The following is a 21,593-nucleotide window of genomic DNA, read 5'->3' on the forward strand; positions in this document are numbered from 1 at the left end:
AGAGGTTAAATATGAATTTCAAGTACTCCTTGCTGGCAGGCGCCGTCCTGTCGGCCGTATCCGCCATTGCCTGCGCCGATGACGGCGAAGTGACCAAGGTCGTCGTGACCGCCAACCCTTTCCATAAGGGCGAAACCGAGCAAATCCTGCTGCCGGCCAAAGTGCTGTCCGGCGACGAATTGCGCGACAAGATGGCCAACTCGCTGGGCGAAACGCTGTCGTCCGAGCTGGGTGTGTCGTCCTCGGCCTTTGGCGCCGGCGCATCGCGCCCGATCATCCGCGGGCTGGAAGGCGCCCGTGTGAAGATGCTGGAGAACGGCATGGCTGTTTCCGACGTTTCAGGCTTGTCCAACGACCACGCGGTATCTGCGGAAGGTTCGGTGGCGCACCAGATCGAAATCCTGCGTGGGCCGGCTTCGCTGATGTACGGTTCGGGCGCGATTGGCGGGCTGGTCAACGTGGTAAACGAGCGCATTCCGCCCGCGCTGGAGTCGAAACTGACCGGCCAGGCCGAAGCGCGCTACAGCACCGTCGATGACGGCAAGGCGAGCTCCGGCACCATCGACGGCGCTATCGGCAAGGTGGCGCTGCACCTGGATGCGAACACCCGCCAGACCGGCGACTACAAGATTCCGGGCAACCGCATCGAAGGCGATCCTGACTCGGCTTCGGGCCGCCTGCCGCATTCCGGCACCAAGGAAAAGGGGGCCGGCTTTGGCGGTTCCTACATCGATAGCTGGGGCTATGTCGGCGCCTCCGTCTCGGGCCTGGACAACAAATACGGCATCCCGAGTGCGGAGGGTTCGACAATCGACCAGCACCAGACCCGTTACGATATCGACAGCCTGTTCAAGAACCCGCTGCCCGGCATCGAATCGGCCAAGTTCAAGGCCGGCTACACGGACTACCACCATGCGGAACTGGGCGACGATGGCCAGCCGGAAGTGCTGTTCAAGAATCGCGCCGTCGAAACCCGTGCCGAGGCCGTGCACAAGGCAATCAGCGGCTGGCATGGCACTTTCGGCATGCAGACCGAATTGACGCACTTCTCGGCGCTGAGCGCGGAAGGCGGGCCCGACACCGTACCGGTGACCCGCTCGAATTCGACCGCCGGCTTCCTGGTCGAGGAAAAGGAATGGGGGCCGGTGCGCGTCAATGCCGGCCTGCGCCTGGAACGCATCAAGCGCGAACCGGTAAGCGGGCTGGATCGTTCGTTCTCGCTGCAAAGCGGCGCCCTGGGGGCCTTGTGGTCGTTCACGCCGGGTTATGCGACCGGCCTGACGCTGTCGCGTGCGCAGCGCGCGCCATCGACCGAGGAACTGTACTCCGGCGGCCCGCACGATGCGACCATCACCTTCGACCAGGGCGACCCGAACCTGCGCAAGGAGACTTCGCGCAATATCGAGTTCTCGCTGCAAAAGACGGCCGGCCTGATTCGCTGGAAAGCCAACCTGTTCCACAACAGCATCTCCGACTTCATTTACGGCCACGTTACCGGGCGCACCCTCGATGAAGAGGGAAATGATGGCGGCGAGTTCCGCGAGCGCCTGTTCAGCCAGGGCGACGCCACCGTGCGCGGCGCCGAGGCGGAGATCGAATACAACCCCTTGGCCATGGGCCTGAACGGCCGCCTGTTTGCCGATACCTCGCATGGCGACCTGAAAGACAGCGGCAGCCTGCCGCTGCAGCCGGCATCGCGGGTGGGCGCCACCATTGGCTACCGCACGGCCAGCTGGCGCGCTGGCGCCACGTGGATTCACGCCCAGGCGCAAGATCGCCTGGCAGCTTTCGAGTCCACGCCAACCGGTTCCTACAACCAGTTGAACGCAAACCTGTCGTATACGCAGAAGCTGAAGGACATGGACCTGACCTGGTTCGTGCTCGCGAAGAACCTGTTGAATGACGAAATCCGTGTATCGACCTCGCTGCTGAAGGACGTTTCGCCCTTGCCCGGCCGCAGCCTTGTCTTTGGTGTGCGCGCCAAGTTCTGAGTTTGCGCAAAATCAAACGTAGCACGGAGTCGCTTCTTATACTTTAGATAACAATCTGAGGTGGGGAGGCGACGATGGGCAAACGTGTGGCAGACCGGGAGCGCATCTTCCGGTGGTTCCTTGACCCCGCCCAGCGGGGCGATCCCTACGCCCAGTTCAACCTGGCGCTTCTTTACAAAAACGGGCACGGCGTCGAGGCCGACGCGCGCCAGGCATTCAGCTGGATGCGCATGTCGGCGCTCCAGGGCCTGGCCTTTGCCCAGAACCAGCTTGGAGCCATGTATTACAAGGGTGTCGGCATCGGAAGCAGCGATGCCGAAGCCCTGTACTGGTTCCGGCGCGCTGCGCGCCAGGGCGATCCCGCCGCGCAGCAAAACCTGGGGCAGATGTACCGGCGCGGCCGCGGCGTGCCGGTGAATGAAGAGATGGCGGCGCGCTGGTTCAGCCGCGCAGCCGAACAAGGCGTCTCCAGTGCACAGGCCTTGCTGGGCGAGGCCTACCTGAACGGACGCGGCGTGGCGGCGGACTGCAAGCTGGCACAAGCCTGGTTGCGCAAGGCGGCGGTGCGCGGCGAAGTCCACGCACAATGCCTGCTGGGCAGCATGTTCGCCCACGGTACCGGCGTGGAACGCGACACGGCGCAGGCGCTGATGTGGTACACCCTGGCCGCGGAAGGCGGTTCGGCGCAGGCCCAGTTCAGCGTCGCCGTGCTGTATGCCTGCGGCGACGGCGTGCAGCGCGACCTGGTGCAGGCCGTGCACTGGTATCGCAGCGCAGCTGAAAAAGGCGATGCTGCGGCCCAGAACAATCTTGGCGTGCTGTATGCAACAGGGCAGGGCGTGACGCGGGACGAAACTGAAGCATTGCGCTGGTACAGGCGCGCGGCCGCCCAGGGCCACGCCCTGGCGCGGCACAATCTGGCGGGCTTGCGTGGCGGCGCGGCGATTGCGGCGCTGCCTGACGAGCAGGCCCACGGCAATATTGATTTCGATGAAACGTTGCGCTCACGTCGCCATGTGCCGGAGGCGCGCAACAGCCCGCGCTGATGTGGCTTAGCGCTGTGCGGTCAGGGGATGGTTGGTGCCCGGCGCCAGTACCACCGCGGTGGTCAGGCGTTCCAGCCCGGGCTGGGCCTCCACGTTCTCGATGCGCACGCTGTAGGCTCCTCGGGCCAGGAGGAAATTGCCAAGGCTGCGCGAACGCTGGTTGGCCCATTTGCTGGCCACGCACAAGGTATTCACGGTGCGCGAATGAACCAGCAGATTGTCCGGCTTGTGGCGCACCTCCACCTTGAATGTCATGCGGCGGCCGAAGCTGGCGCGATCCTGCCTGGCAACCTTGGCCAGGTCGACGTTCTCGTCGCATTCTTCCACGCGGCGGTCGCCGATGATCGACACTTCCTGCTTGCTTAGGGATTCGCCGGCGGGATTGCTCATTTCAAGCATCAAGGAGTAGTTCAGATCCACCGGCACTTCGACGTCGGCTGCGGCCACGCTGCCCGCTTCCCCAAGCTTCATCTGGACGTCCTTCATGAGCGGAGGGAACTCACACAGTGCGACAGTTGCCATCGCCAAGCCGACAATGGGTTTCTGGCACAGGTTGTAGATGAATGGGCTCATGAATCCAATATAGACTACGCCCCCTGCGTTTGCAGCCGTCGGTCAAGGAAAAGACTGTTGCCATGTATCTTTTTGGCCTGTTTCTTGGCGTCGGCCGCGCTGGCTGCGATCTGGTGGTGCGAGTAGTACTGGTGCGGTTCGACCCGGATCACGCCCACCGACAGGCTCATTAGCGAATAGAAGACTTTCTTGCCCTGGCGGTCCTCGCTGATATAGCCGCCGCGATCGCGGTCTTCGTTGCTGTAGAAGTCGGCGATGGCGGTGGCAAAATCGTCCAGCACGGCGTGGCAGCGCTGCTCCCAGTCTTCGCTCTGGAACAGGATCACGAAGTCGTCGCCGCCGATATGGCCGACGAAATCGCGATTGCGGTCGCCGTGCTTGGCCAGGATATGGCCTGTCAGCTGGATCACGTCATCGCCGCGGCGATAGCCATAGACATCGTTGAAGGGCTTGAAGTGGTCAAGGTCCACATAGCAGACCCAGAACCGCGTGCGGCTCTCCAGCAAACGGTCGATATGTTCGTTGATCGGCACGTTGCCCGGTAGCTGTGTCAGCGGATTGGCGTAGCGCGCAGCGTTGATCTGCATTTGCGTGATCTCGCGCATCAGGTCATGGCCCGTGCCCATGCCGACATAGCTGCCGCCTTCGGTGATGATGAAACCATTGAACAGGTGGTGCGCATCCGATTCGGCCATGCGGCAGGACAGGTCCTGCAGGCTGGTGTCGACGTCGGCAATGATCGGTTTGGCATCCATGAAAAGCGTGCATGCTTTCTTGCCGTACAACTCGCGCTGGTAGGGGCGCGCGAAGTGGTCGATCATTTCGAAGCGCGATACCAGGCCCAACGGGCGGCCTGCGTCCACCACGGGAATGATCATCAGCTTGGGATCGGCCATGAAGATTTCATAGACGTCGTTGTTGTGCATGGACGGCGGCACGGCGGCCACGTCGTGCAACAGCTTGCGGATGGACACGGCATTTCTCTCGGCAGCGCGTTGCGGGTAAACCGCCACGCCATTGCGGCCCAGCACCTTGACTACTTCCGCCGGCAGGGCCCGTGCCGGCTGGATGTGGGGGCGTCCCAGGTGGTAACCCTGGCCGTATGCGATGCCCAGGTCGCGCAGCACCAGCAGTTCCGCTGCCTTCTCGATGCCTTCCGCGATGACCAGGGTGTTGGATTTGTCGGCGATTTCCTGGATCGAGCGTACGAACTGCAGCTTGACCGGGTCGTGATCGATGCCCTGGATGAAATGCATGTCGATCTTGACGAACTCGGGGCGCAGCTCGGACCACAGGCGCAAGCTGGAAAAGCCTTCGCCCAGGTCGTCGATCGCGATCTGGAATCCCATTTTGCGGTAATGCAGCACCGCTTCGCGCATCCGTTCGTAGTCGTAAGTGGGCTGGTTTTCAGTCAGCTCGATGATGACGTTGGCGGGATTGAGGCCGAATTGGTGGATGTAGCCGAGTGTTTCGCCCTGGCTGCCGGCGTGCTGGCGCACCAGCGACTCGGGGCTGACGTTCAGGAACAGCTTGCCGGGCAGTTGCAGTTCGGCGAAGCGCTCCAGGACGATGCGGCGGCACAGGTATTCCACTTCGCGCGAACGGTTGTTGGCGCGCGCCACGCGGAACAGGTTGAGGGGCGAATGCAGAGGGCTGTCGGAAGGGCCGCGAATCAGGCCTTCGTATGCGATGATCTCGCCGCTCTGCATGTGGACGATAGGCTGGAACAGTGCGTGCAGTTGGCGGCGCTGGATGATGTCCAGCAGGTGCTGGCCGAGCAAGTCGTCTGGCGGAGGACGCAGGTAACTCACGTTGTGCGGGAGGGTGGCGGTAGAAGTGCTCACGATGGCGGTCGCAAAAATGGCAACCCCATCATTCTGTGTCGCAATTGTGACAGCGTGATGAACGCTGGAAACACTTTTTGGCGTTACAATAAGCTTCCACGTCCTTGACTGAGAACGATGCCTCGCCAGTTCTTGATCCGTTCCGCTGCATTGGCGGCTTGCTGTTTTTCCGGTGCCGCCGTCGCGGCCAGCGGAGTTGCCGTGCACGTCGCCGATGGAAACGGCAAGCCGCTCGCGGATGTCGTGGTCTACCTCGAAGCCGATGGCGGCCAGCCGCTGCCCAAGCTGCAAAATGCCGGTGAGATCAGCCAGAAGGGCTTGAAGTTCATTCCCCTGGTAACGGTGATCCAGACCGGCAGCAAGATCTATTTCCCGAATAACGACAAGGTGCGGCACCATATCTATTCTTTTTCCGCGCCGCACAAATTCGACCAGAAGCTGTATTCCGGCACCACCGCCGACCCGCAGACGTTCGACAAGCCGGGCACCGTGGTCCTGGGCTGCAATATCCACGACAAGATGATCGCCTACGTGCGCGTCGTCGACACGCCGTATTTCGGCAAGACCGACGCCAGCGGCGAGGTGGCGCTGGACGCTCCCCCCGGCAAATACGTGCTGAAGGCCTGGCATCCCGATATAGCGGGCGGCAATCCTTCGGAGCAGGCCGTACGCCTTGCCGACGGCCCGGCTAGTGCTGCCTTTCGGCTCTCGCTCAAGCGTCCTGCAAGCGATCCGGACGCGCAAGGCTACTGATCATGCGATTTCGCAGCCTTGAAAGCCGTATCGTCACGCTGTTCCTCGTGTTGCTGATCGTGGTGCAGCTGGTCGGGCTGGTCGTGATCCAGCGCGGCATCGACAGCAATGCACGGGCTGCGATCGCCTCGGAACTGGTCAACGGCAGCAAGGTCTTTGCGCGGCTGATGGACCAGAACGCGCAAAACCTGCGCAACGGCGCACGCCTGCTATCGCGCGACGCCGGCTTCCTGTCGGCGATCGGCAATACGGACGACGATGATCGCGCCACCATCGAATCGGCGCTGGCCAACCATGGCCGCCGCATCAAGGCTGCCATGACCATGCTGGTGAGCCCGGAGCGCAGGGTTGTCGCTGCGACCAGCGACGCGCAGGCCGCGGGCCTGGAGCACATGGTGATGGCCATGCTGGACAAGGCCGAGCAGGGCGAAGGCGCGAATGGCATTGCGATCGTCGAGCGGCTGCCGTATCAGGTCGTCGTGGTGCCGGTAAAGGCGCCGGTGACGATCGGCTTCGTGGTGATGACGTTCCCGCTGGATGAACGCCTGGCGCGCGACATGCAGGAAACCACAGCGCTGCAAACCCTGCTGCTGACACGCGATTCGAACGGGCGCTGGCTTCCCGTGGCGTCCAGTCTGGCGCCGGCCGCCGTTGAGCGCATCATGCAGCAGCTGCAAGGCATGGGCGGCATGCCAGCCGAAGCGTTCGACGTCGACATCAGTGGCGACAAGCTCAGTGTGCACATGACGAAGATTGGCGTGGACGATGGCAATGTCGCGGTGGCGATGCTGGGCCGCTCGATCGACGAAGCAACTGCGGAATATGCGCGCCTGGAGCGCTGGCTGCTCGGCTTGACTGTCGTTGGCATGGTGGTGTGCGTGGTAGCCAGCGTGCTGACAGCCAAGCGCATCGCACAACCGCTTCGCCAGCTGGCCGATACCGCCAAGAAGCTGGAGCAGGGCGATTACAAGGTCGATATCGGCTCTTCCCGCGCCGACGAGATCGGCGAACTGGCGCACGCCTTGGGCAGCATGCGCGACGGTATCGCCAAGCGCGAACAGGAAATCCGCCGGCTGGCGTACTGGGATCCCCTGACCAACCTGCCGAATCGCGCCCAGTTCCTGCTGCTGCTGAACGAAGCCATTGGCGAAGCGCGCAAGCGCGGCGGTTCGGTGTATGTGCTGATGATGGACCTGGACCGTTTCAAGCATGTGAACGACGTGATGGGCCACAGTTTCGGCGACGCCTTGCTGAAGCAGGTGGCGGGCCGACTGATGCAAAAGCTGGCCAACCGCCGCCAGCCGGCCCAGGTGGCGCGCCTGGGCGGCGACGAATTCGCCGTGCTGCTGGCCATCTCCAACCTGGACCAGGCCGTGGTCGTCGCAGCCGAGATCCTGCAGGCGCTGGAATCGCCGCTGTCGCTGGACGAGCAGATGGTCGACATCGGCGCTGGCATCGGCATTGCCGGCTTCCCCGAGAATGGCGTCGATGGCGAAGAGTTGCTGAGCAAGTCGGAGATCGCCATGTACACCGCCAAGCAGCGCAACGAAGGCGCCGTAGTCTATGAGGACGCGATCGATAAAGGCAGCCAGCAAAGCCTGTCGCTGCTGACGGAATTGCGCCAGGCGGTGGAGGGCAATCAGTTGCGCCTGTTCGTTCAGCCGAAGGTGACCCTGGCCACCGGCCACGTGGTGGGCATGGAAGCGCTGGTGCGCTGGCAGCATCCTGTGCGCGGCAACGTTTTCCCTGACCAGTTCATCCCGTTTGCCGAGCAGACCGGTTTCATCCGCGTTATCACGCACTGGGTGCTGGAGCGCTCGGCGGAGTTGTGCCATGAGCTGGCGCAACGCGGCATTCATCTCAAGGTTTCGGTCAACCTTTCCACGCGCGACCTGCTGGACCAGGAATTGCCATTCAAGTTCGGCGAGATCTTCATGCGCCACCATGTTTCGCCTGGCGCGTTCTGCCTGGAGATCACGGAAAGCGCGATCATGGACGACCCGGTGCGCGCCCAGCAAACGCTGGAACGGCTGCATGGCATGGGCTGCGATCTTTCGATTGACGATTTCGGCACAGGGTATTCTTCGCTGGCCTACCTGAAACGATTGCCCGTCGACGAACTGAAAATCGATAAATCGTTTGTACTGAACATGGCGAATGACGTGGGCGACGCAAAGATCGTGCGCTCGACCATCGACCTTGGCCACAATATGGGCTTGCGCGTGGTAGCCGAAGGCATCGAGAGCGAGGCCGCCTGGAACATCCTGGCGGAGATGGGCTGCGACCAGGGCCAGGGCTATTTCATGAGCCGCCCGATGCCGGCCGGCGAACTGGCAGGCTGGGTCGAGAACTGGAAAGCGTCAGCATTGGCCGAATAATAGCTGGCGGCGCCGGCTTCGGAGAGTTACTTATTCGTCAAAGTTCACGTTATGATCGCTGCCGCATCATAACTACTCTACGGACGACATATGCCATTCAAGCGCGCCACCCTAGCTCTCTCGCTGTTCGCCGCCTTCTCCGCGCCTGCCTTGGCCCAGACCTGCCCATCGACTGCGCAGGCCGTGGCCTATCCGGATTCCAGGAAGGCCGACCAGCAGGACAATTACCATGGCACCGTGGTCGCCGATCCATACCGCTGGCTGGAGGACGCCAACAGCGACGAAACCAAGGCGTGGGTGGCTGCGCAGAACAAGGTAACGCAAGCGTGGCTGGGACAGATCCCTGAACGCGAGGCGATCAAGGCGCGCCTGACCAGGCTGTGGAACTACGAGCGTTATGGCGTGCCGTCGAAGAAGGGCGGCCGCTACTTCTACAGCCGCAACGACGGCCTGCAGAACCAGGCGGTCCTGTACACGGCGAGGAGCTTGTCCGAAGCCCCGCGCGTGCTGCTCGACCCCAACACGCTGGCGACCGACGGCACCGTGGCGCTGGCCGGCACTGCCGTAAGCCCGAATGGCAAATTCCTGGCATACAGCACCGCCGCATCGGGCTCCGACTGGAACGAAATCAAGGTGCGCGATATCGCGACCGGCAAGGACCTGGCCGATCATATCCAGTGGGTCAAGTTCTCCAACACCGCATGGGCCGCCGATGGTTCCGGCTTCTACTACAGCCGCTACGACGAACCGATCGAAGAGAGCAAGCTGGCCGGCGTGAATTACTTCCAGAAGGTCTACTTCCACAAACTGGGCACCCAGCAAGACAGCGACGCGCTGGTTTATCACCGTCCGGACCAGAAAGAATGGGGCTTTGGCGCAGAAGTAAGCGACGATGGCCGCTACCTGGTGATCAACGGGTCGCATGGTACCGAAGCAAAGAACCGGGTCTTCGTCAAAGACCTGAAAGCCAGGGACGCGCAAGTGGTTGGCCTGCTGGAGGCATTCGATGCCTCCTACAACTTCATCGACAATGAAGGCCCGGTGTTCTACTTCCTGACCGATAAGAATGCGCCGCGCTCACGCATCGTCGCCATCGATATCCGCAAGCCCGCCATCGAAAATTGGAAGGAAATCGTTCCGGAGGCGCAGCAAACCCTGGCCGGCGCCAGCATCGTCAACAAGCAGCTGGTGCTGAACTACCTGAGCGACGCGCATAGCGCAGTCAAGGTGTTCGACCTGAAGGGCAAGCCGGTACGCGAAATTGCGCTGCCGGGGCTGGGCACAGCGTCCGGCTTCGGCGGCAAGGCAAGCGACACCGAGACTTTCTACGCCTACACCAGCTTTACCACGCCGACCACGATCTATCGCCTGGACATGAAGAGCGGCAAGTCGAGCGTCTATCGCCAGCCGAAGGTCGACTTCGATCCGAGCGCCTTCGACACGCGCCAGGAGTTCTTCACCAGCAAAGACGGCACCAGGGTGCCGATGTTCATCGTGTCGAGGAAGGGGATGAAGCTGGATGGCAGCAATCCTACCTACCTGTATGGCTACGGCGGCTTCAATATTTCGCTGACCCCGAGCTTCTCGGTCTCGAACCTGGCATGGGTTGAAATGGGCGGCGTGTACGTCGTTGCCAACCTGCGCGGCGGCGGGGAATACGGGGAGGCGTGGCACCAGGCCGGCACCAAGCTGCAAAAGCAGAACGTGTTCGATGACTTCATCGGCGCGGCTGAATGGCTGGTGGCGAACAAGGTGACCTCGCCAGCCAAGCTGTCGATCGGCGGCGGCTCGAATGGCGGCCTGCTGGTTGGCGCCGCAATGACCCAGCGCCCGGAGCTGTTCGGCGCCGCGGTGCCGGCCGTTGGCGTGATGGACATGCTGCGCTTCCAGAGGTTCACCATCGGCTGGGCATGGGCCTCGGATTATGGCTCCTCCGACAACGCGGACGAATTCAAGGCCCTGCTCAAGTACTCCCCGCTGCATAACCTGAAGCAGGGCGGCTGCTACCCGGCCACCATGGTGATGACTGCCGACCACGATGACCGTGTGGTGCCGGCGCACAGCTTCAAGTTCGCCGCCGCAGCGCAAGCCGCGCAGGCCGGCGCCGCTCCCATCCTGATCCGCATTGATTCCAAGGCGGGCCATGGCGCCGGCAAGCCGACCGCCAAGCTGATCGAGGAAGTGGCAGACCGTTGGGGCTTCCTGACCCGTGCGCTGGACATGCGTCCCGCGGCAGCGGCAACGACCACTGGCGGCCAGTAAACATGCGTGCGCTCCTGCTGCTGTGGACAGCCCTGCTTGCGCCGGCCACGGCGGCACAAGCGTCTGAATCATTCGCCGAGCAGACCCGCTCGCTTGCGGCGCAGCCGGGCTTCATCGAAGTCTGGCGCGACGCGGCAAAGGGCAGGGTGCTGCTGTCCGTGCGAGAACTGGACCAGCCCTTCCTGTTGGTCTCGTCCTTGCCTTATGCCCTGGGCTCCAACGACGTCGGCCTGGACCGCGGCCAGCCGGGCAGCCCGAAACTGGTAAGTTTCCAGAAGTTCGGCAACCGCCTGTTCCTGGTGCAGGAGAACACGCGCTTTGTGGCACGTTCCCTTGATGCCGACGAGCGCAATGCCGTGGCGGAGTCCTTTGCGGGTGCGGTGTTGTGGTCGGGCGAGATCATTGCCAGCGAAGGGGCACGCCACCTGGTCGACTTCTCCAGTTTCCTGCTGGCCGACCAGCACGGCGTGGTGCAGCGGCTCGACGAAACCAGGCAGGGCGCCTATCGCGTGGATGAAAAACGCAGCGCCGTGCTGGCGGCGGATGCCAAGGCATTCCCCGACAATATTGAGCTGGAGTCCTTGCTGACCTTTGCCGGGCCGGGTACTGGTGAATATGTCAAGCAGGTAGCGGCCGATCCGGCCAGCCTGTCCATGCGCCAGCATATTTCGATGGTGCGATTGCCTGACAACGGCTACAAGCCGCGCCGCTACCATCCGTTTTCCGGCGGCTTTGATACGGGCTATTATGATTTCGCCACGCCGCTTGCCAGCAGCCTTGACGTGCGCTGGCAAGTGCGCCATCGCCTGGAAAAAGGCGGCAAGCCTATCGTCTACTATCTGGACCGCGGCGCGCCGGAGCCCGTTCGCTCCGCGCTGCTCGAAGGTGCGCGCTGGTGGACAAGCGCCTTTGAAAAAGCTGGTTTCAAGGACGGCTTTCGTGTCGAACTGATGCCGGAAGGGGCGGACCCGGCCGACGTGCGCTATAACGTGATCACCTGGGTGCACCGCGCTACGCGTGGCTGGTCGTATGGCAATGCGATTGCCGATCCACGCACGGGCCAGGTGATTCGCGGCGCGGTGACGCTCGGCTCGCAGCGCGTGCGACAAGATATCCTGATTGCGGAAGCCTTGCTGGCGCCTTACGGCAAATCAGCACCTGCCGGGCGCCGCAAGCTCGCCGAGGAAATGGCGCTGGCACGCCTGCGCCAGCTTGCAGCCCATGAGGTAGGACATACCCTTGGCTTTGCACACAACTTCGCGGCGAGCCGGCAGGGTAACGGTTCGGTAATGGACTACCCGCATCCGGCGCTGAAACTCGGTTCCGATGGCGCGATCGACTTGCAGGACGCCTACGGTACAGGCGTTGGCGCCTGGGACGATTACGTGGTGAAGCACATTTATGGCGATTTCGGCGGCGGCGAAGCAGAAGCTTCCGCCCTGGCCGGGCTGCGCAGCGAAGCCCGTGCCGCTGGCCTGCAATATGTCTCGGACGAGGACTCGCGCGCGGCCGGCGCATCGCACCCGAACGGGCTGTTGTGGGACTTTGGCCCAGACACCCTGAAAACCTGGGACCAGCTCGGCGCCATCCGTCGCCGTGCGCTGGACAACTTCTCGCTTGACGTCCTGCCCGACGAGCGCCAGGCCGGCGAACTGGAGGCGCGCCTGGTACCGGTGTACCTGTTGCAACGTTATCAGGGCGAAGCCGTGGCCCGCTTGCTGGCTGGCGGCGAATACGAATCGGCCACCAGTGCCGATATCCGCGCCGGGCGCGCTGCCGCGGGCATCAAGGTTACGCCTGCCCCGACCCAGCGCGTCGCGCTGTCAAGGTTGGCCGATACGCTGCGTGCCGAATATCTCGCTTTGCCGGCGGGTGTGCTGGACCAATTGTCGCCGCCATCGACAGGCTTTGAACGCAACAAGGAGTACTTCGGCAGCCGCATGACCGCTGTCTTCGACGCGCTGTCAGCAGCCGAAACCGGCGCAGCACAGACAGCGAGCTTCCTGTTCGAAGCCGGCCGCCTGAACCGCCTGTACTGGCAGCACGCGCGCGACGCTGCTATGCCAGGTGCCGACGAAGTTGTCGAAGCCGCTCTGTCGCGTGGCTGGAAGCGCGGCCCAATGCCCGTCAATGCGGTCGGTGGCGAGGCCGTCCAACTGGCCGCAAACTGGGTCGTGCTCGATGCGCTCCTCCAGACACTGGACGGTGGCAAGCTCCATGCCAACGTCGACGCCGGACTGCGCCAGCAGCTGCGTGAGTTCGCCGGCTGGTTGAAAGCAAATCCGGGCAAGGGCACCACCGCCGCCAGCCGCGCCCAGGCAGCCGACCATGTACTGCGCTACCTGGCCGATCCGCGCAGCGTCAAGCTGCGCGCTTTGCCGGCCATTCCGCCTGGCGCGCCAATCTGACTGAGGACCGCCGGGGTCAGGGTGGGGCCATCGGCGGCAGTTGCGGCATGACGGTGGAAAGCCAGCAGAGGATCTGCAGGCCTTTTACCTCCAAGGTGTCCTTGTTCAGGGTCGAATCGCGAATGTCGAAATAGCCCAGGGCAGTTGCCTGACCGAGGTTTTGCCGGTCCTCCTTCGACCAGTTGGCGCTAATCTTCAGATCACGGATGACGATGAACGATGTGGGCAGCAACGGGAACATACCTGGATTGTCGGTGCCGGAGCCATTCGAATATTCGCCGGCCTTGGTGCCGTACATGTACCAGTTTTTGGTTTTCAGCAGGGCGAGCTTGAACCAGCTGCGGTCGATGTTCACGCGGCAGTACCTGAAGGAGATGCTGAAGTTGTCGCTGGCGCCGGCGGGTTTGGTCTGCAATTCCTCGTTGACCAGGTTCACCAGATGGTAGCGATTGGCGACGTCGATGCGTCCGACGTTCAGATCCTTCTGCGTCAGGTCAACCGCCTGGAGCTGCTTGGCCAGGTTATACCTGTTGTAGGAACTTGCGGGCGCGCTTTTGTGCTTGAACAAGGCCTGGGCGTTTACCTTGGCAAGGTTCGCTACGAATACGGGCGACCTTGTCACGTCCATGGCAGCCGGCTTGACTCCGGCGAGGGCGGCGACGGGCGGCATTGCCTTGATGGCCGCCGCCGCATGCAGGTTCAATGGCTTTGTCACCACTGGAACCGGCCCGATTGGCTTGGCGAGTGTCAGCTGTGCTCTCTTCATGATCAGCTGGTTGGCACTGGCCTTGATCACGTTGGCCTTGGTGACATCGGCCGGCCGGATTTTCCACACACCCTTGGTGACCAATGTTGGGCCGCCGGCCTTGACGAACTGGGAATTTTGCGCCGCCGGCTTGATTGCCCCCGATTGCATGTTCAGCGTGGGCCAGAACTGTGCAGCGGCTTCGTCGTACCAGTTCGATGGCGTTGCAAGGCAGGGATAGTAGAAGGAATTGGGATCGCTTGAACTGCCTGTCCTGGCCTGCAGAAACTCGTATTGCGAGTCACTGAACATCTTGTACATCGGATTGGTGCCGATGTCGTCCGGCGTGGCGCCGCCCGGAATCGCACCGGTCAGCAGGATTTCGTACAGGTCATCCACTTCGAGCCCGGAGTTCTGGAAGTAGGCGTTGGCCAGCGATGGCGCAATGTTCGCTATATGCGAGAACGTTTCCTTTGCGACCTGGGGATCGTAGGGACCGTTCGGGCTGTTGGCCGCCTTGAAGTCCTGCGCAGACAGCGAAAACCCAGGCCACGCCATTTGCATGACGGTGGAAGGATTCGCGTCCGATATATTCAGCAGCCTTGCCAGTTCGTCATACACCGCGCCGATAAAGTCGACGGTATTGGACATGGATCCCCCTTGCTGAAAGCAGCGTGTACAAATGGCGGCTCCGTGCGGAGCCGCCTCCCATGGGTTCAATCAAGGCGAGACGCTAGGCCGGTGGGCTGTATGGTACGACCTGGCTGATGAAGCCGATGATCTGCACGCCCGGTACCGTGATCGTCCCCGCCGCCAGCGCCGACGAGAATTTCTGGTTGGTGCTGGAGTGGGCATAGTTGCCGGAGATGCTGAAAGGCCCGATCCCGAAACCGCCTCCGCCGCTGGTTTTGGAAGTGATCAGGTCCCAGTCCGCTTTGGCCCAGTTGGCGGAGATCTTCAGCTTGCGCACCACGACGAAGGAGGTTGGCAACAGCGGCATCAACTCACCGTCCTGGTGTGCCTTGCTGCCGTTGGAAAGCGTTCCCTTCTTGTACAGGTTGCCGAGGTCCCAGCCCTTGGTCGAGAGCAGGCTGGCCTGCATCCACGGGCGCCGGATAGTGACCAGCGTATATTCGAAGCTGACGCGCAGGCCGTTGGTCTCCGAGCTGGCGTGCTGCTGCGAACTGCTATGCCCGGCCGAACCGCCAATGCTGAACAGCCCGAGGCTGAAGCCCGCCGAACCGCCATAGGACGTGAAGTCGGACGAAGAGCTGTTTGCCACGCTGCTCGATGCCGAGTCGAAGGTGGTCCAGCCGCTGGATTTGCTGGTACTGCTATACCAGTCCGACGGCAGCAGCTGGACGCGGTACACCTTCGGCGAGAGACCGGTGCCGGTGTCGTTCAATACCACGCCGTAGCCTTCAAACAGGTCCTGCGCCTGCTTCCAGGCCAATTGCAGTGCATTCTGGACGGAGGTCGTTTTGATAGCCAGGTTTTGCTCGACCTTGTTGGCATCTTCAGCGCGCCAGCGGTCGTAGGCGGTCTTCACAGGGATCTGCAAGGTGGATGCGACCATCGGCCAGGTGTTCTTGCCGGTCGTGGTTTTCTGGGCTTCCAGGAAGGCGCCAATGTAGGCGATACGTGCATTGTTGTACGCGGCCTGGTTGTCCAGGTAGTCGCGGTAAACCTGCGATTCGATCTTCTTCTTGGTCTCTTCGCCGGTGTCCGGATCGGTCACGGTAATCGTGCGGAAGAGGTAGTTTTCGGCATCGGTGAGCTGCTTTTCGACTGCCGGATTAGGCGGTTGTGCAGGAATGTGCACGCCGTCCAGCATCTGTTTGTACATCTCGCTGATCTTGCGCGTGCTGTCGGTATAGACGGCCGACATCTTTGGCGCTACGTCCACCAATTCTGCGGTGTTGATGGCAGCGTCCTGGCTGCCATTGCTGTTACCCGGAGTCCAGGGGTTGCGGAAGTCGGCTGAATTGATGGCGAGGCCGGGCTTCATCAATGAGAGTACGGTGGTCGAAGCCTGGAGGACGGGTTTGCCGCCAGGTTCGGCCTGCGTTACGGAATTGAAGATGTTGTCGAAGATGTTTTGGATCAGCTTTGCTACTTCAGCTTGTGTCATGGTAGCGCTCCTCACCAGATGATTGAGTTTTTATGGCGCGCCTGTACGCGCAAGAGCTGCGGTGGTTGCAACCGGTTGATGATGAATGAATTGAGGGGATTGCCAGTTAAATATAGACGGCCAGGCCGCCTAGACATACACGCTTTGTCACAGCCTCGAAATTTGTTGCGGGGCGCTTGGGCAGAAACGCAGCCGTGCTAACATTTGCGGAATTTTCAATCAACTGTGTTCATCAGCATGAGTGAATTCCGGATCACCACAAAAGCAGGCGAGATAGATACTGGGCTCGTGCATCGATTCCTTTCGGAGCAGAGCAGTTGGGCGAGGGGCATTTCGCGCGAGCTGGTCGAACGTTCGATGGCGAACTCGCTTTGTTTTGGCGGCTTCCTGGGGCGGGAGCAAATCGCATTTGCCCGCGTGATCTCCGATTACACGACCTTTGCAAACCTGGTGGACGTCTTCGTCCTGCCCGGGCATCGGGGCAAAGGGTATAGCAAGGCGCTGATGGCCGCAGTCTTCGCACATCCCGAACTTCAGGGTTTGCGCCGCTTTACGCTTGCCACTGGCGACGCGCATGGACTGTATGCGCAGTATGGCTTCACGGCGCCTTTGTATCCGCAATCGCTCATGGAGCGCTATTTCCCAGGCATGTACGAAGCGAAGCCAGACCTTCAGGTCAAACATCTAACAGGAGCAATGCGATGACAAAACGCCTCGCCTCTTGCAGTTGTGGTCAACTCACCGCTGAAGTTGTTGGCGAACCTGTCAGGATCTCGATCTGTCATTGCCTGGCGTGCCAGCGCAGGACTGGCAGCGTGTTCGGCGAGCAGGCCAGGTTCCCGCGTGAGAACGTCACCGTGTCTGGAACTTCGACCGAGTACGTCCGGATTGGCGATGAAGGCGGCAAGGCCAAATTTCATTTCTGCCCGACTTGCGGTTCGACGGTCTATTACGGCCTTGATAGCATTGATGGCTTCGTCGGAATTCCGGTCGGGGCTTTTGCAGATCCTGGCTTTCCCGCGCCGCGGGTGTCGGTCTACGAAGAAAGAATGCACGCCTGGGTGGTTCCGCCGCCCGATGCGGAGCGGATTCCCTGATTGCCGCTGCACGATTCCACCGCTAGCGGTGGATCACCACCAGCAGTGCCTTGGCTTCAGTTTTGCCTGGATTGCGGATGGCGTGCTGCACGTCGGCAGCGTAGCGCGCCGTGCCACCCAGTTTGATTTTCTTCTTGTTAGCGCCGACCTCCAGCTCCATTGAGCCGTGCAGGATGGTGAGGTGCTCGGTGGTGCCAGGATCGTGCGGTTGCGACACCAGTTCGCCGCCTGCCGACAGGGTCAGCTCGTACCATTCGTATTTGCCGGCCAGCTCCATCGGTCCCAGGATGCGCAGCACATAGCCGGCGTGCGCGCCGGGCAGGGTAGGGGTTTCGTGCGCATCGATCAACTTTATCGCTTCGACATCCTTTTCGACATCGGAGAGCAGTTCGCCGATCTGCACGCCCAGCGCATTGGCCAGGCGCCAGGTGATGGCAATGGTCGGATTGGCCTTCTCGCGCTCAATCTGGGACAGCATCGATTTGGAAACCCCGGCAATGCGGGACAGGTCTTCCAGCGTCAGGCCGCGGGCCAGGCGCAGTCGTTGCAGGGCGGCGCCGACTTCCGGCGGGGCGTTGGTTGAAATGTTCGGCTTCACGCTTGCAGAGTTCAATATAGTAAAGTAGGATTCCGTATATCGAATTTACGTTCAATATAGTGAATTCCGGCCTTATTAGTGAAATAAGAGTAAACTTTACATCAGAGGACGACCATGAGCCAAGCGACGAATGCGTTTTACACCGGCCTGCAACAAAACCTGGAAAAGCTGCGCAACGATGGCCTCTACAAGCCAGAGCGCGTAATCGCTTCCCGCCAGGGCAGCGAGGTGCAATCGGAAGACGGTCGTACCCTGATCAATATGTGCGCCAATAATTACCTCGGCCTGTCGGGCCAGGAATGGGTGGCGCAGGCCTCCATCGCGGCAACCGAGAAATACGGTTATGGCTTGTCGTCGGTGCGCTTCATTTGCGGCACCCAGACCGTGCATAAGCAACTGGAGAAGGCAATCTCCGAATTCCTGGGTACCGAAGACACCATCCTGTACGCGGCAGCGTTTGACGCCAACGGCGGCGTATTCGAGCCTTTGTTCGATGAAAACGACGCCATCATTTCCGACGCGCTGAACCACGCATCGATCATCGACGGCATCCGCCTGTGCAAGGCGGCGCGCTTCCGCTACGCGCACAACGACATGGCCGACCTGGAAAAGCAGCTGCAGGCAGCCGCCGACAAGCGCCATAAAGTCATTGTGACCGACGGCGTGTTCTCGATGGACGGCACCATCGCCCAGCTGGACAAGATCGTCGAGCTGGCGGAGAAATACGGCGCCCTGGTGATGATCGACGAATGCCACGCTTCCGGCTTCATGGGCAAGACCGGCCGCGGCACCCACGAGCACCACAATGTGCTGGGCAAGATCGACATCATCACCGGCACCCTGGGCAAGGCCCTGGGCGGCGCGATGGGCGGATTCACTTCCGGCCGCAAGGAAGTCATCGACACCCTGCGCCAGAAATCGCGTCCTTACCTGTTCTCGAACACGCTGGCGCCGGCCATCGCCGGCGCTTCGCTGGAAGTGTTGAAGCGCCTGTCCGCTTCGACCGAACTGCGCGACCGCCTGCATGAAAACACCGCCTACTTCCGCAAGGAGATCGAGCGCATCGGCTTCACCATCAAGCCGGGCACCCACCCGGTCGTGCCGGTGATGCTGTTCGAAGCGCCGGTAGCCCAGAAGTTCGCGGCCCGCATGTATGAACTGGGCGTGCTGCTGTCCGGCTTCTTCTATCCGGTGGTACCAATGGGCCAGGCGCGCGTGCGGGTGCAGCTTTCCGCCGCCCACACCCGCGAGCAGCTGGACAAGGTCCTCGCAGCATTCGAACAAGCCGGCAAAGAGCTGGGCATCATCAAGAACTAATCAGGAATATAGGTAGGAATCATGGAACGCATTCTCGTCATCGGCGCCAATGGCCAAATCGGTAGTGAACTGGTGGAAGCCCTGGCAAAACAGCACGGCGAACAGAACGTCATCGCAACCGATATCAGCCCGGTCAACAAGTACGACGCAGCCCGCTACCAGGTGCTGAACGTGATGGACAAGGCGGCGCTGCAAGCATTGGTTGCTGCCGAAGGCATCACGCAGGTGTACCAGCTAGCTGCGATGCTGTCCGCCACGGGCGAGGCGGCTCCGCTGAAGGCGTGGGACCTGAACATGGACGGCCTGCTGAACATCCTGGAAGTGGCGCGTGAACGCGGTGAACAGGGCAAGCCGCTGCGCATCTTCTGGCCATCGTCGATCGCCGCCTTCGGTCCGAACACTCCGGCCGAGAACACCCCGCAGTACACGGTGATGGACCCGACCACGATTTACGGCATTTCCAAGCTGGCCGGCGAACGACTGTGCGAATACTACTACCTGAAATATGGCGTGGACGTGCGTTCGATCCGCTACCCAGGCATCATCAGCTTCAAATCGCCTCCAGGCGGCGGCACCACTGACTACGCAATCGCGATTTTCCACGCAGCGCTGCGCGGTGAGCGCTACGATTGTTTCCTCGGCCCGAAGACCACTTTGCCGATGATCTACATGCCTGACGCGATTCGCGCAACCATTGAATTGATGGACGCACCGGCTTCACAAATCAAGATTCGTTCGTCGTACAATGTCGCCGGCATTTCCTTCAACCCGGAAGAACTGGCCGCGGCGATTACCCGTGCACTGCCTGAGTTCAAGATCGCCTACACGCCGGACAGCCGGCAGGCCATCGCCGACAGCTGGCCGCGCAGCCTGGATGACTCCAAGGCGGCCGCGGACTGGAACTGGAAAGCGAAGATCGGCGTGGAAGAGATGGTGAAGGACATGCTGGCAAATATCGACGTGAGCCTCAGCGAGGCCGCATAACTAGAGAGAGACAAGCAACGATGGACATGAGTGTTTTCGACTTATTCAAGATTGGCATTGGCCCATCGAGTTCGCATACGGTGGGGCCAATGGTGGCGGCACGCCGCTTCCTGGTCGAAAACAGTCCATTGGATGATGTCACTTCGGTGACGGCCGAACTTTACGGTTCGCTGGCCTTGACTGGCGTCGGCCACGGCACAGACAAGGCCGTGTTGCTTGGCCTGATGGGCGAGACGCCGCAAGGCGTCGATCCGGATGCGGTGGAAGATATGCTGGCGGCAGCCGACGTGGACGGCGAACTGCGCCTGCTGGGCGAAAAGGCCATTCCGTTCGCGCGCAAGCAGCACCTGGTGTTCCATATGGCCGAGAACCTGCCGGAGCATCCGAATGGCATGCGCTTTACGCTGACGCGTACAGACGGCAGTTCGGTTTCCCGGATTTACTACTCGGTCGGCGGTGGCTTCATTCGCGCCGAAGGCGAAGAGGCAAGTACGGATGGCAAGCCTGCCGTTCGCCTGCCATACCCGTTCAACACAATGGCCGAGCTGCTGGGCCATGGCGTCAGCAGCGGCAAGACCATTCCGCAAATGCTGCGTGCAAACGAGCTGACGCGCATCAGCGAAACTGAACTCAACGAAGGGATGGACCGCATCTGGCACGTCATGCGCGACTGTATCCAGCATGGCCTGGAGACCCGCGGCCAGCTGCCGGGCGGCTTGAATGTCAAGCGCCGCGCAGCCGATCTCTGGCGCCAGGCGCAGGGCGGCGACAAAGCCAACCAGCTTCCGCACGATGCGCTGAACGGCGTGAGTCTGTACGCGATGGCGGTCAACGAAGAGAATGCAGCAGGCGGACGTGTTGTAACGGCGCCTACAAATGGGGCTGCCGGCATCATTCCTGCTGTGCTGAAATACTATGCGGAAGACTGCAAACCGGTCGACCCGGTTTCCGGCGTGCGTGCCTTCTTGCTGACCGCTGCGGCGATTGGCATGCTGTGCAAGCGTAATGCTTCCATCTCCGGCGCGGAAGTTGGGTGCCAGGGCGAGGTTGGCGTTGCATGCGCGATGGCCGCTGCCGGCCTGGTGGCGGCGCTGGGCGGTTCCAATGCGCAGATCGAAAATGCGGCGGAGATCGGGATCGAGCATCACCTGGGCATGACTTGCGACCCGATCGGTGGCCTGGTGCAGATTCCATGCATTGAACGTAATGGCATGGGGGCGGTGAAGGCGATTACCGCTGCATCGCTGGCCCTGAAAGGGGATGGCACGCACTTCGTCACACTGGATAATGTGATTGAGACCATGCGCCAGACTGGCGCCGACATGCAGGCGAAGTACAAGGAGACTTCGCTGGGAGGCTTGGCGATTCATGTCGTGTCCGTGAATCACGCCGCTTGCTGACGCTAGAAAATTCCGAAATTTAGCTAGATTCACAAAGAAAGTCCGGTGGCACTATAATAAGTGTCC

16 protein-coding genes are annotated in these 21,593 nt (G+C 61.5%); 11 read left to right on the plus strand and 5 right to left on the minus strand.

From position 1 onward, the window contains the following. The first annotated feature begins 11 nt into the window (after positions 1-11). Both ACN9MZ_RS15640 and ACN9MZ_RS15645 read left to right on the plus strand, forming a co-directional pair. Positions 12-1,991 carry a TonB-dependent receptor gene (locus tag ACN9MZ_RS15640; protein ID WP_426337912.1) on the plus strand — a complete coding sequence of 660 codons (1,980 nt, stop codon included), beginning with the start codon at positions 12-14 and terminating at the stop codon, positions 1,989-1,991. 74 nt (positions 1,992-2,065) lie between these two features. Further along, positions 2,066-3,037, plus strand: coding sequence for a tetratricopeptide repeat protein (locus ACN9MZ_RS15645; protein ID WP_426337913.1), 972 nt, complete (start codon positions 2,066-2,068; stop codon positions 3,035-3,037). 6 nt (positions 3,038-3,043) lie between these two features. On the opposite strand, the gene ACN9MZ_RS15650 is transcribed toward ACN9MZ_RS15645, so the two are convergent. Both ACN9MZ_RS15650 and ACN9MZ_RS15655 read right to left on the minus strand, forming a co-directional pair. After that, complete coding sequence (locus ACN9MZ_RS15650; protein WP_426337914.1) at positions 3,044-3,610, minus strand: DUF5625 family protein; 567 nt, start codon at positions 3,608-3,610, stop codon at positions 3,044-3,046. A gap of 14 nt (positions 3,611-3,624) precedes the next feature. Continuing rightward, positions 3,625-5,454, minus strand: coding sequence for a GGDEF domain-containing protein (locus ACN9MZ_RS15655; protein ID WP_426337915.1), 1,830 nt, complete (start codon positions 5,452-5,454; stop codon positions 3,625-3,627). Positions 5,455-5,571: 117 nt separating this feature from the next. On the opposite strand from ACN9MZ_RS15655, the gene ACN9MZ_RS15660 reads away from it, so the two are divergent. From ACN9MZ_RS15660 to ACN9MZ_RS15675, 4 genes are all read left to right on the plus strand, one after another. Further along, the gene (locus tag ACN9MZ_RS15660) at positions 5,572-6,207 is read left to right on the plus strand and encodes a methylamine utilization protein (protein WP_426337916.1); all 636 of its coding nucleotides are present in this window, start codon (positions 5,572-5,574) and stop codon (positions 6,205-6,207) included. 2 nt (positions 6,208-6,209) lie between these two features. Then, positions 6,210-8,585: a putative bifunctional diguanylate cyclase/phosphodiesterase gene (locus tag ACN9MZ_RS15665; RefSeq protein WP_426337917.1), complete on the plus strand. Its 2,376-nt coding sequence runs from the start codon at positions 6,210-6,212 to the stop codon at positions 8,583-8,585. A gap of 90 nt (positions 8,586-8,675) precedes the next feature. Beyond that, positions 8,676-10,847 carry a prolyl oligopeptidase family serine peptidase gene (locus ACN9MZ_RS15670; RefSeq protein ID WP_426337918.1) on the plus strand — a complete coding sequence of 724 codons (2,172 nt, stop codon included), beginning with the start codon at positions 8,676-8,678 and terminating at the stop codon, positions 10,845-10,847. 2 nt (positions 10,848-10,849) lie between these two features. After that, the gene (locus tag ACN9MZ_RS15675; protein WP_426337919.1) at positions 10,850-13,255 is read left to right on the plus strand and encodes a zinc-dependent metalloprotease; all 2,406 of its coding nucleotides are present in this window, start codon (positions 10,850-10,852) and stop codon (positions 13,253-13,255) included. Positions 13,256-13,271: 16 nt separating this feature from the next. Here ACN9MZ_RS15675 and ACN9MZ_RS15680 read toward each other — a convergent pair whose 3' ends face one another. Further along, entirely contained in the window at positions 13,272-14,651 is a 1,380-nt protein-coding gene (locus ACN9MZ_RS15680) for a hypothetical protein (RefSeq protein ID WP_426337920.1), read from the minus strand. Positions 14,652-14,733: 82 nt separating this feature from the next. Further along, positions 14,734-16,131 (minus strand): hypothetical protein, encoded by a 1,398-nt coding sequence (locus ACN9MZ_RS15685; protein WP_426337921.1) that lies wholly within the window; start codon positions 16,129-16,131, stop codon positions 14,734-14,736. Between the two features lie 225 nt (positions 16,132-16,356). Between ACN9MZ_RS15685 and ACN9MZ_RS15690 the strand changes: the two genes are divergently transcribed. Together ACN9MZ_RS15690 and ACN9MZ_RS15695 are read left to right on the plus strand one after the other, a co-directional pair. Then, positions 16,357-16,836 carry a GNAT family N-acetyltransferase gene (locus ACN9MZ_RS15690; protein ID WP_426337922.1) on the plus strand — a complete coding sequence of 160 codons (480 nt, stop codon included), beginning with the start codon at positions 16,357-16,359 and terminating at the stop codon, positions 16,834-16,836. Beyond that, positions 16,833-17,228, plus strand: coding sequence for a GFA family protein (locus tag ACN9MZ_RS15695; protein ID WP_426337923.1), 396 nt, complete (start codon positions 16,833-16,835; stop codon positions 17,226-17,228). The genes ACN9MZ_RS15690 and ACN9MZ_RS15695 overlap by 4 nt, the downstream gene beginning before the upstream one ends. A 22-nt stretch (positions 17,229-17,250) precedes the next feature. Here the strand turns inward: ACN9MZ_RS15695 and ACN9MZ_RS15700 are convergent, their stop codons facing one another. Further along, positions 17,251-17,826 (minus strand): helix-turn-helix domain-containing protein, encoded by a 576-nt coding sequence (locus ACN9MZ_RS15700; RefSeq protein ID WP_426337924.1) that lies wholly within the window; start codon positions 17,824-17,826, stop codon positions 17,251-17,253. Between the two features lie 114 nt (positions 17,827-17,940). Here ACN9MZ_RS15700 and ACN9MZ_RS15705 point away from each other — a divergent pair, with 114 nt between their 5' ends. Genes ACN9MZ_RS15705 through ACN9MZ_RS15715 form a run of 3 tightly spaced genes read left to right on the plus strand, consistent with a single transcriptional unit; the run spans position 17,941 to position 21,527 of the window. Further along, positions 17,941-19,143, plus strand: a complete 1,203-nt coding sequence (locus tag ACN9MZ_RS15705; protein WP_426337925.1) for a glycine C-acetyltransferase — start codon at positions 17,941-17,943, stop codon at positions 19,141-19,143. Positions 19,144-19,164: 21 nt separating this feature from the next. Then, positions 19,165-20,127 carry an NAD-dependent epimerase/dehydratase family protein gene (locus ACN9MZ_RS15710; protein ID WP_426337926.1) on the plus strand — a complete coding sequence of 321 codons (963 nt, stop codon included), beginning with the start codon at positions 19,165-19,167 and terminating at the stop codon, positions 20,125-20,127. A gap of 20 nt (positions 20,128-20,147) precedes the next feature. Further along, complete coding sequence (locus tag ACN9MZ_RS15715) at positions 20,148-21,527, plus strand: L-serine ammonia-lyase (protein ID WP_426337927.1); 1,380 nt, start codon at positions 20,148-20,150, stop codon at positions 21,525-21,527. Positions 21,528-21,593 lie beyond the last annotated feature (66 nt).

The organism is Pseudoduganella sp. S-14 (assembly GCF_049913285.1).
GTDB lineage: Bacteria > Pseudomonadota > Gammaproteobacteria > Burkholderiales > Burkholderiaceae_D > Rugamonas.

Bases quoted from the DNA above. Each gene is read 5' to 3' on its own strand.
- ACN9MZ_RS15640 (WP_426337912.1), top strand. From the start codon at position 12: ATGAATTTCAAGTACTCCTTGCTGGCAGGCGCCGTCCTGTCGGCCGTA.
- ACN9MZ_RS15645 (WP_426337913.1), top strand. From the start codon at position 2,066: ATGGGCAAACGTGTGGCAGACCGGGAGCGCATCTTCCGGTGGTTCCTT.
- ACN9MZ_RS15650 (WP_426337914.1), bottom strand. From the start codon at position 3,610: ATGAGCCCATTCATCTACAACCTGTGCCAGAAACCCATTGTCGGCTTG.
- ACN9MZ_RS15660 (WP_426337916.1), top strand. From the start codon at position 5,572: ATGCCTCGCCAGTTCTTGATCCGTTCCGCTGCATTGGCGGCTTGCTGT.
- ACN9MZ_RS15665 (WP_426337917.1), top strand. From the start codon at position 6,210: ATGCGATTTCGCAGCCTTGAAAGCCGTATCGTCACGCTGTTCCTCGTG.
- ACN9MZ_RS15670 (WP_426337918.1), top strand. From the start codon at position 8,676: ATGCCATTCAAGCGCGCCACCCTAGCTCTCTCGCTGTTCGCCGCCTTC.
- ACN9MZ_RS15675 (WP_426337919.1), top strand. From the start codon at position 10,850: ATGCGTGCGCTCCTGCTGCTGTGGACAGCCCTGCTTGCGCCGGCCACG.
- ACN9MZ_RS15680 (WP_426337920.1), bottom strand. From the start codon at position 14,651: ATGTCCAATACCGTCGACTTTATCGGCGCGGTGTATGACGAACTGGCA.
- ACN9MZ_RS15685 (WP_426337921.1), bottom strand. From the start codon at position 16,131: ATGACACAAGCTGAAGTAGCAAAGCTGATCCAAAACATCTTCGACAAC.
- ACN9MZ_RS15695 (WP_426337923.1), top strand. From the start codon at position 16,833: ATGACAAAACGCCTCGCCTCTTGCAGTTGTGGTCAACTCACCGCTGAA.
- ACN9MZ_RS15705 (WP_426337925.1), top strand. From the start codon at position 17,941: ATGAGCCAAGCGACGAATGCGTTTTACACCGGCCTGCAACAAAACCTG.
- ACN9MZ_RS15710 (WP_426337926.1), top strand. From the start codon at position 19,165: ATGGAACGCATTCTCGTCATCGGCGCCAATGGCCAAATCGGTAGTGAA.
- ACN9MZ_RS15715 (WP_426337927.1), top strand. From the start codon at position 20,148: ATGGACATGAGTGTTTTCGACTTATTCAAGATTGGCATTGGCCCATCG.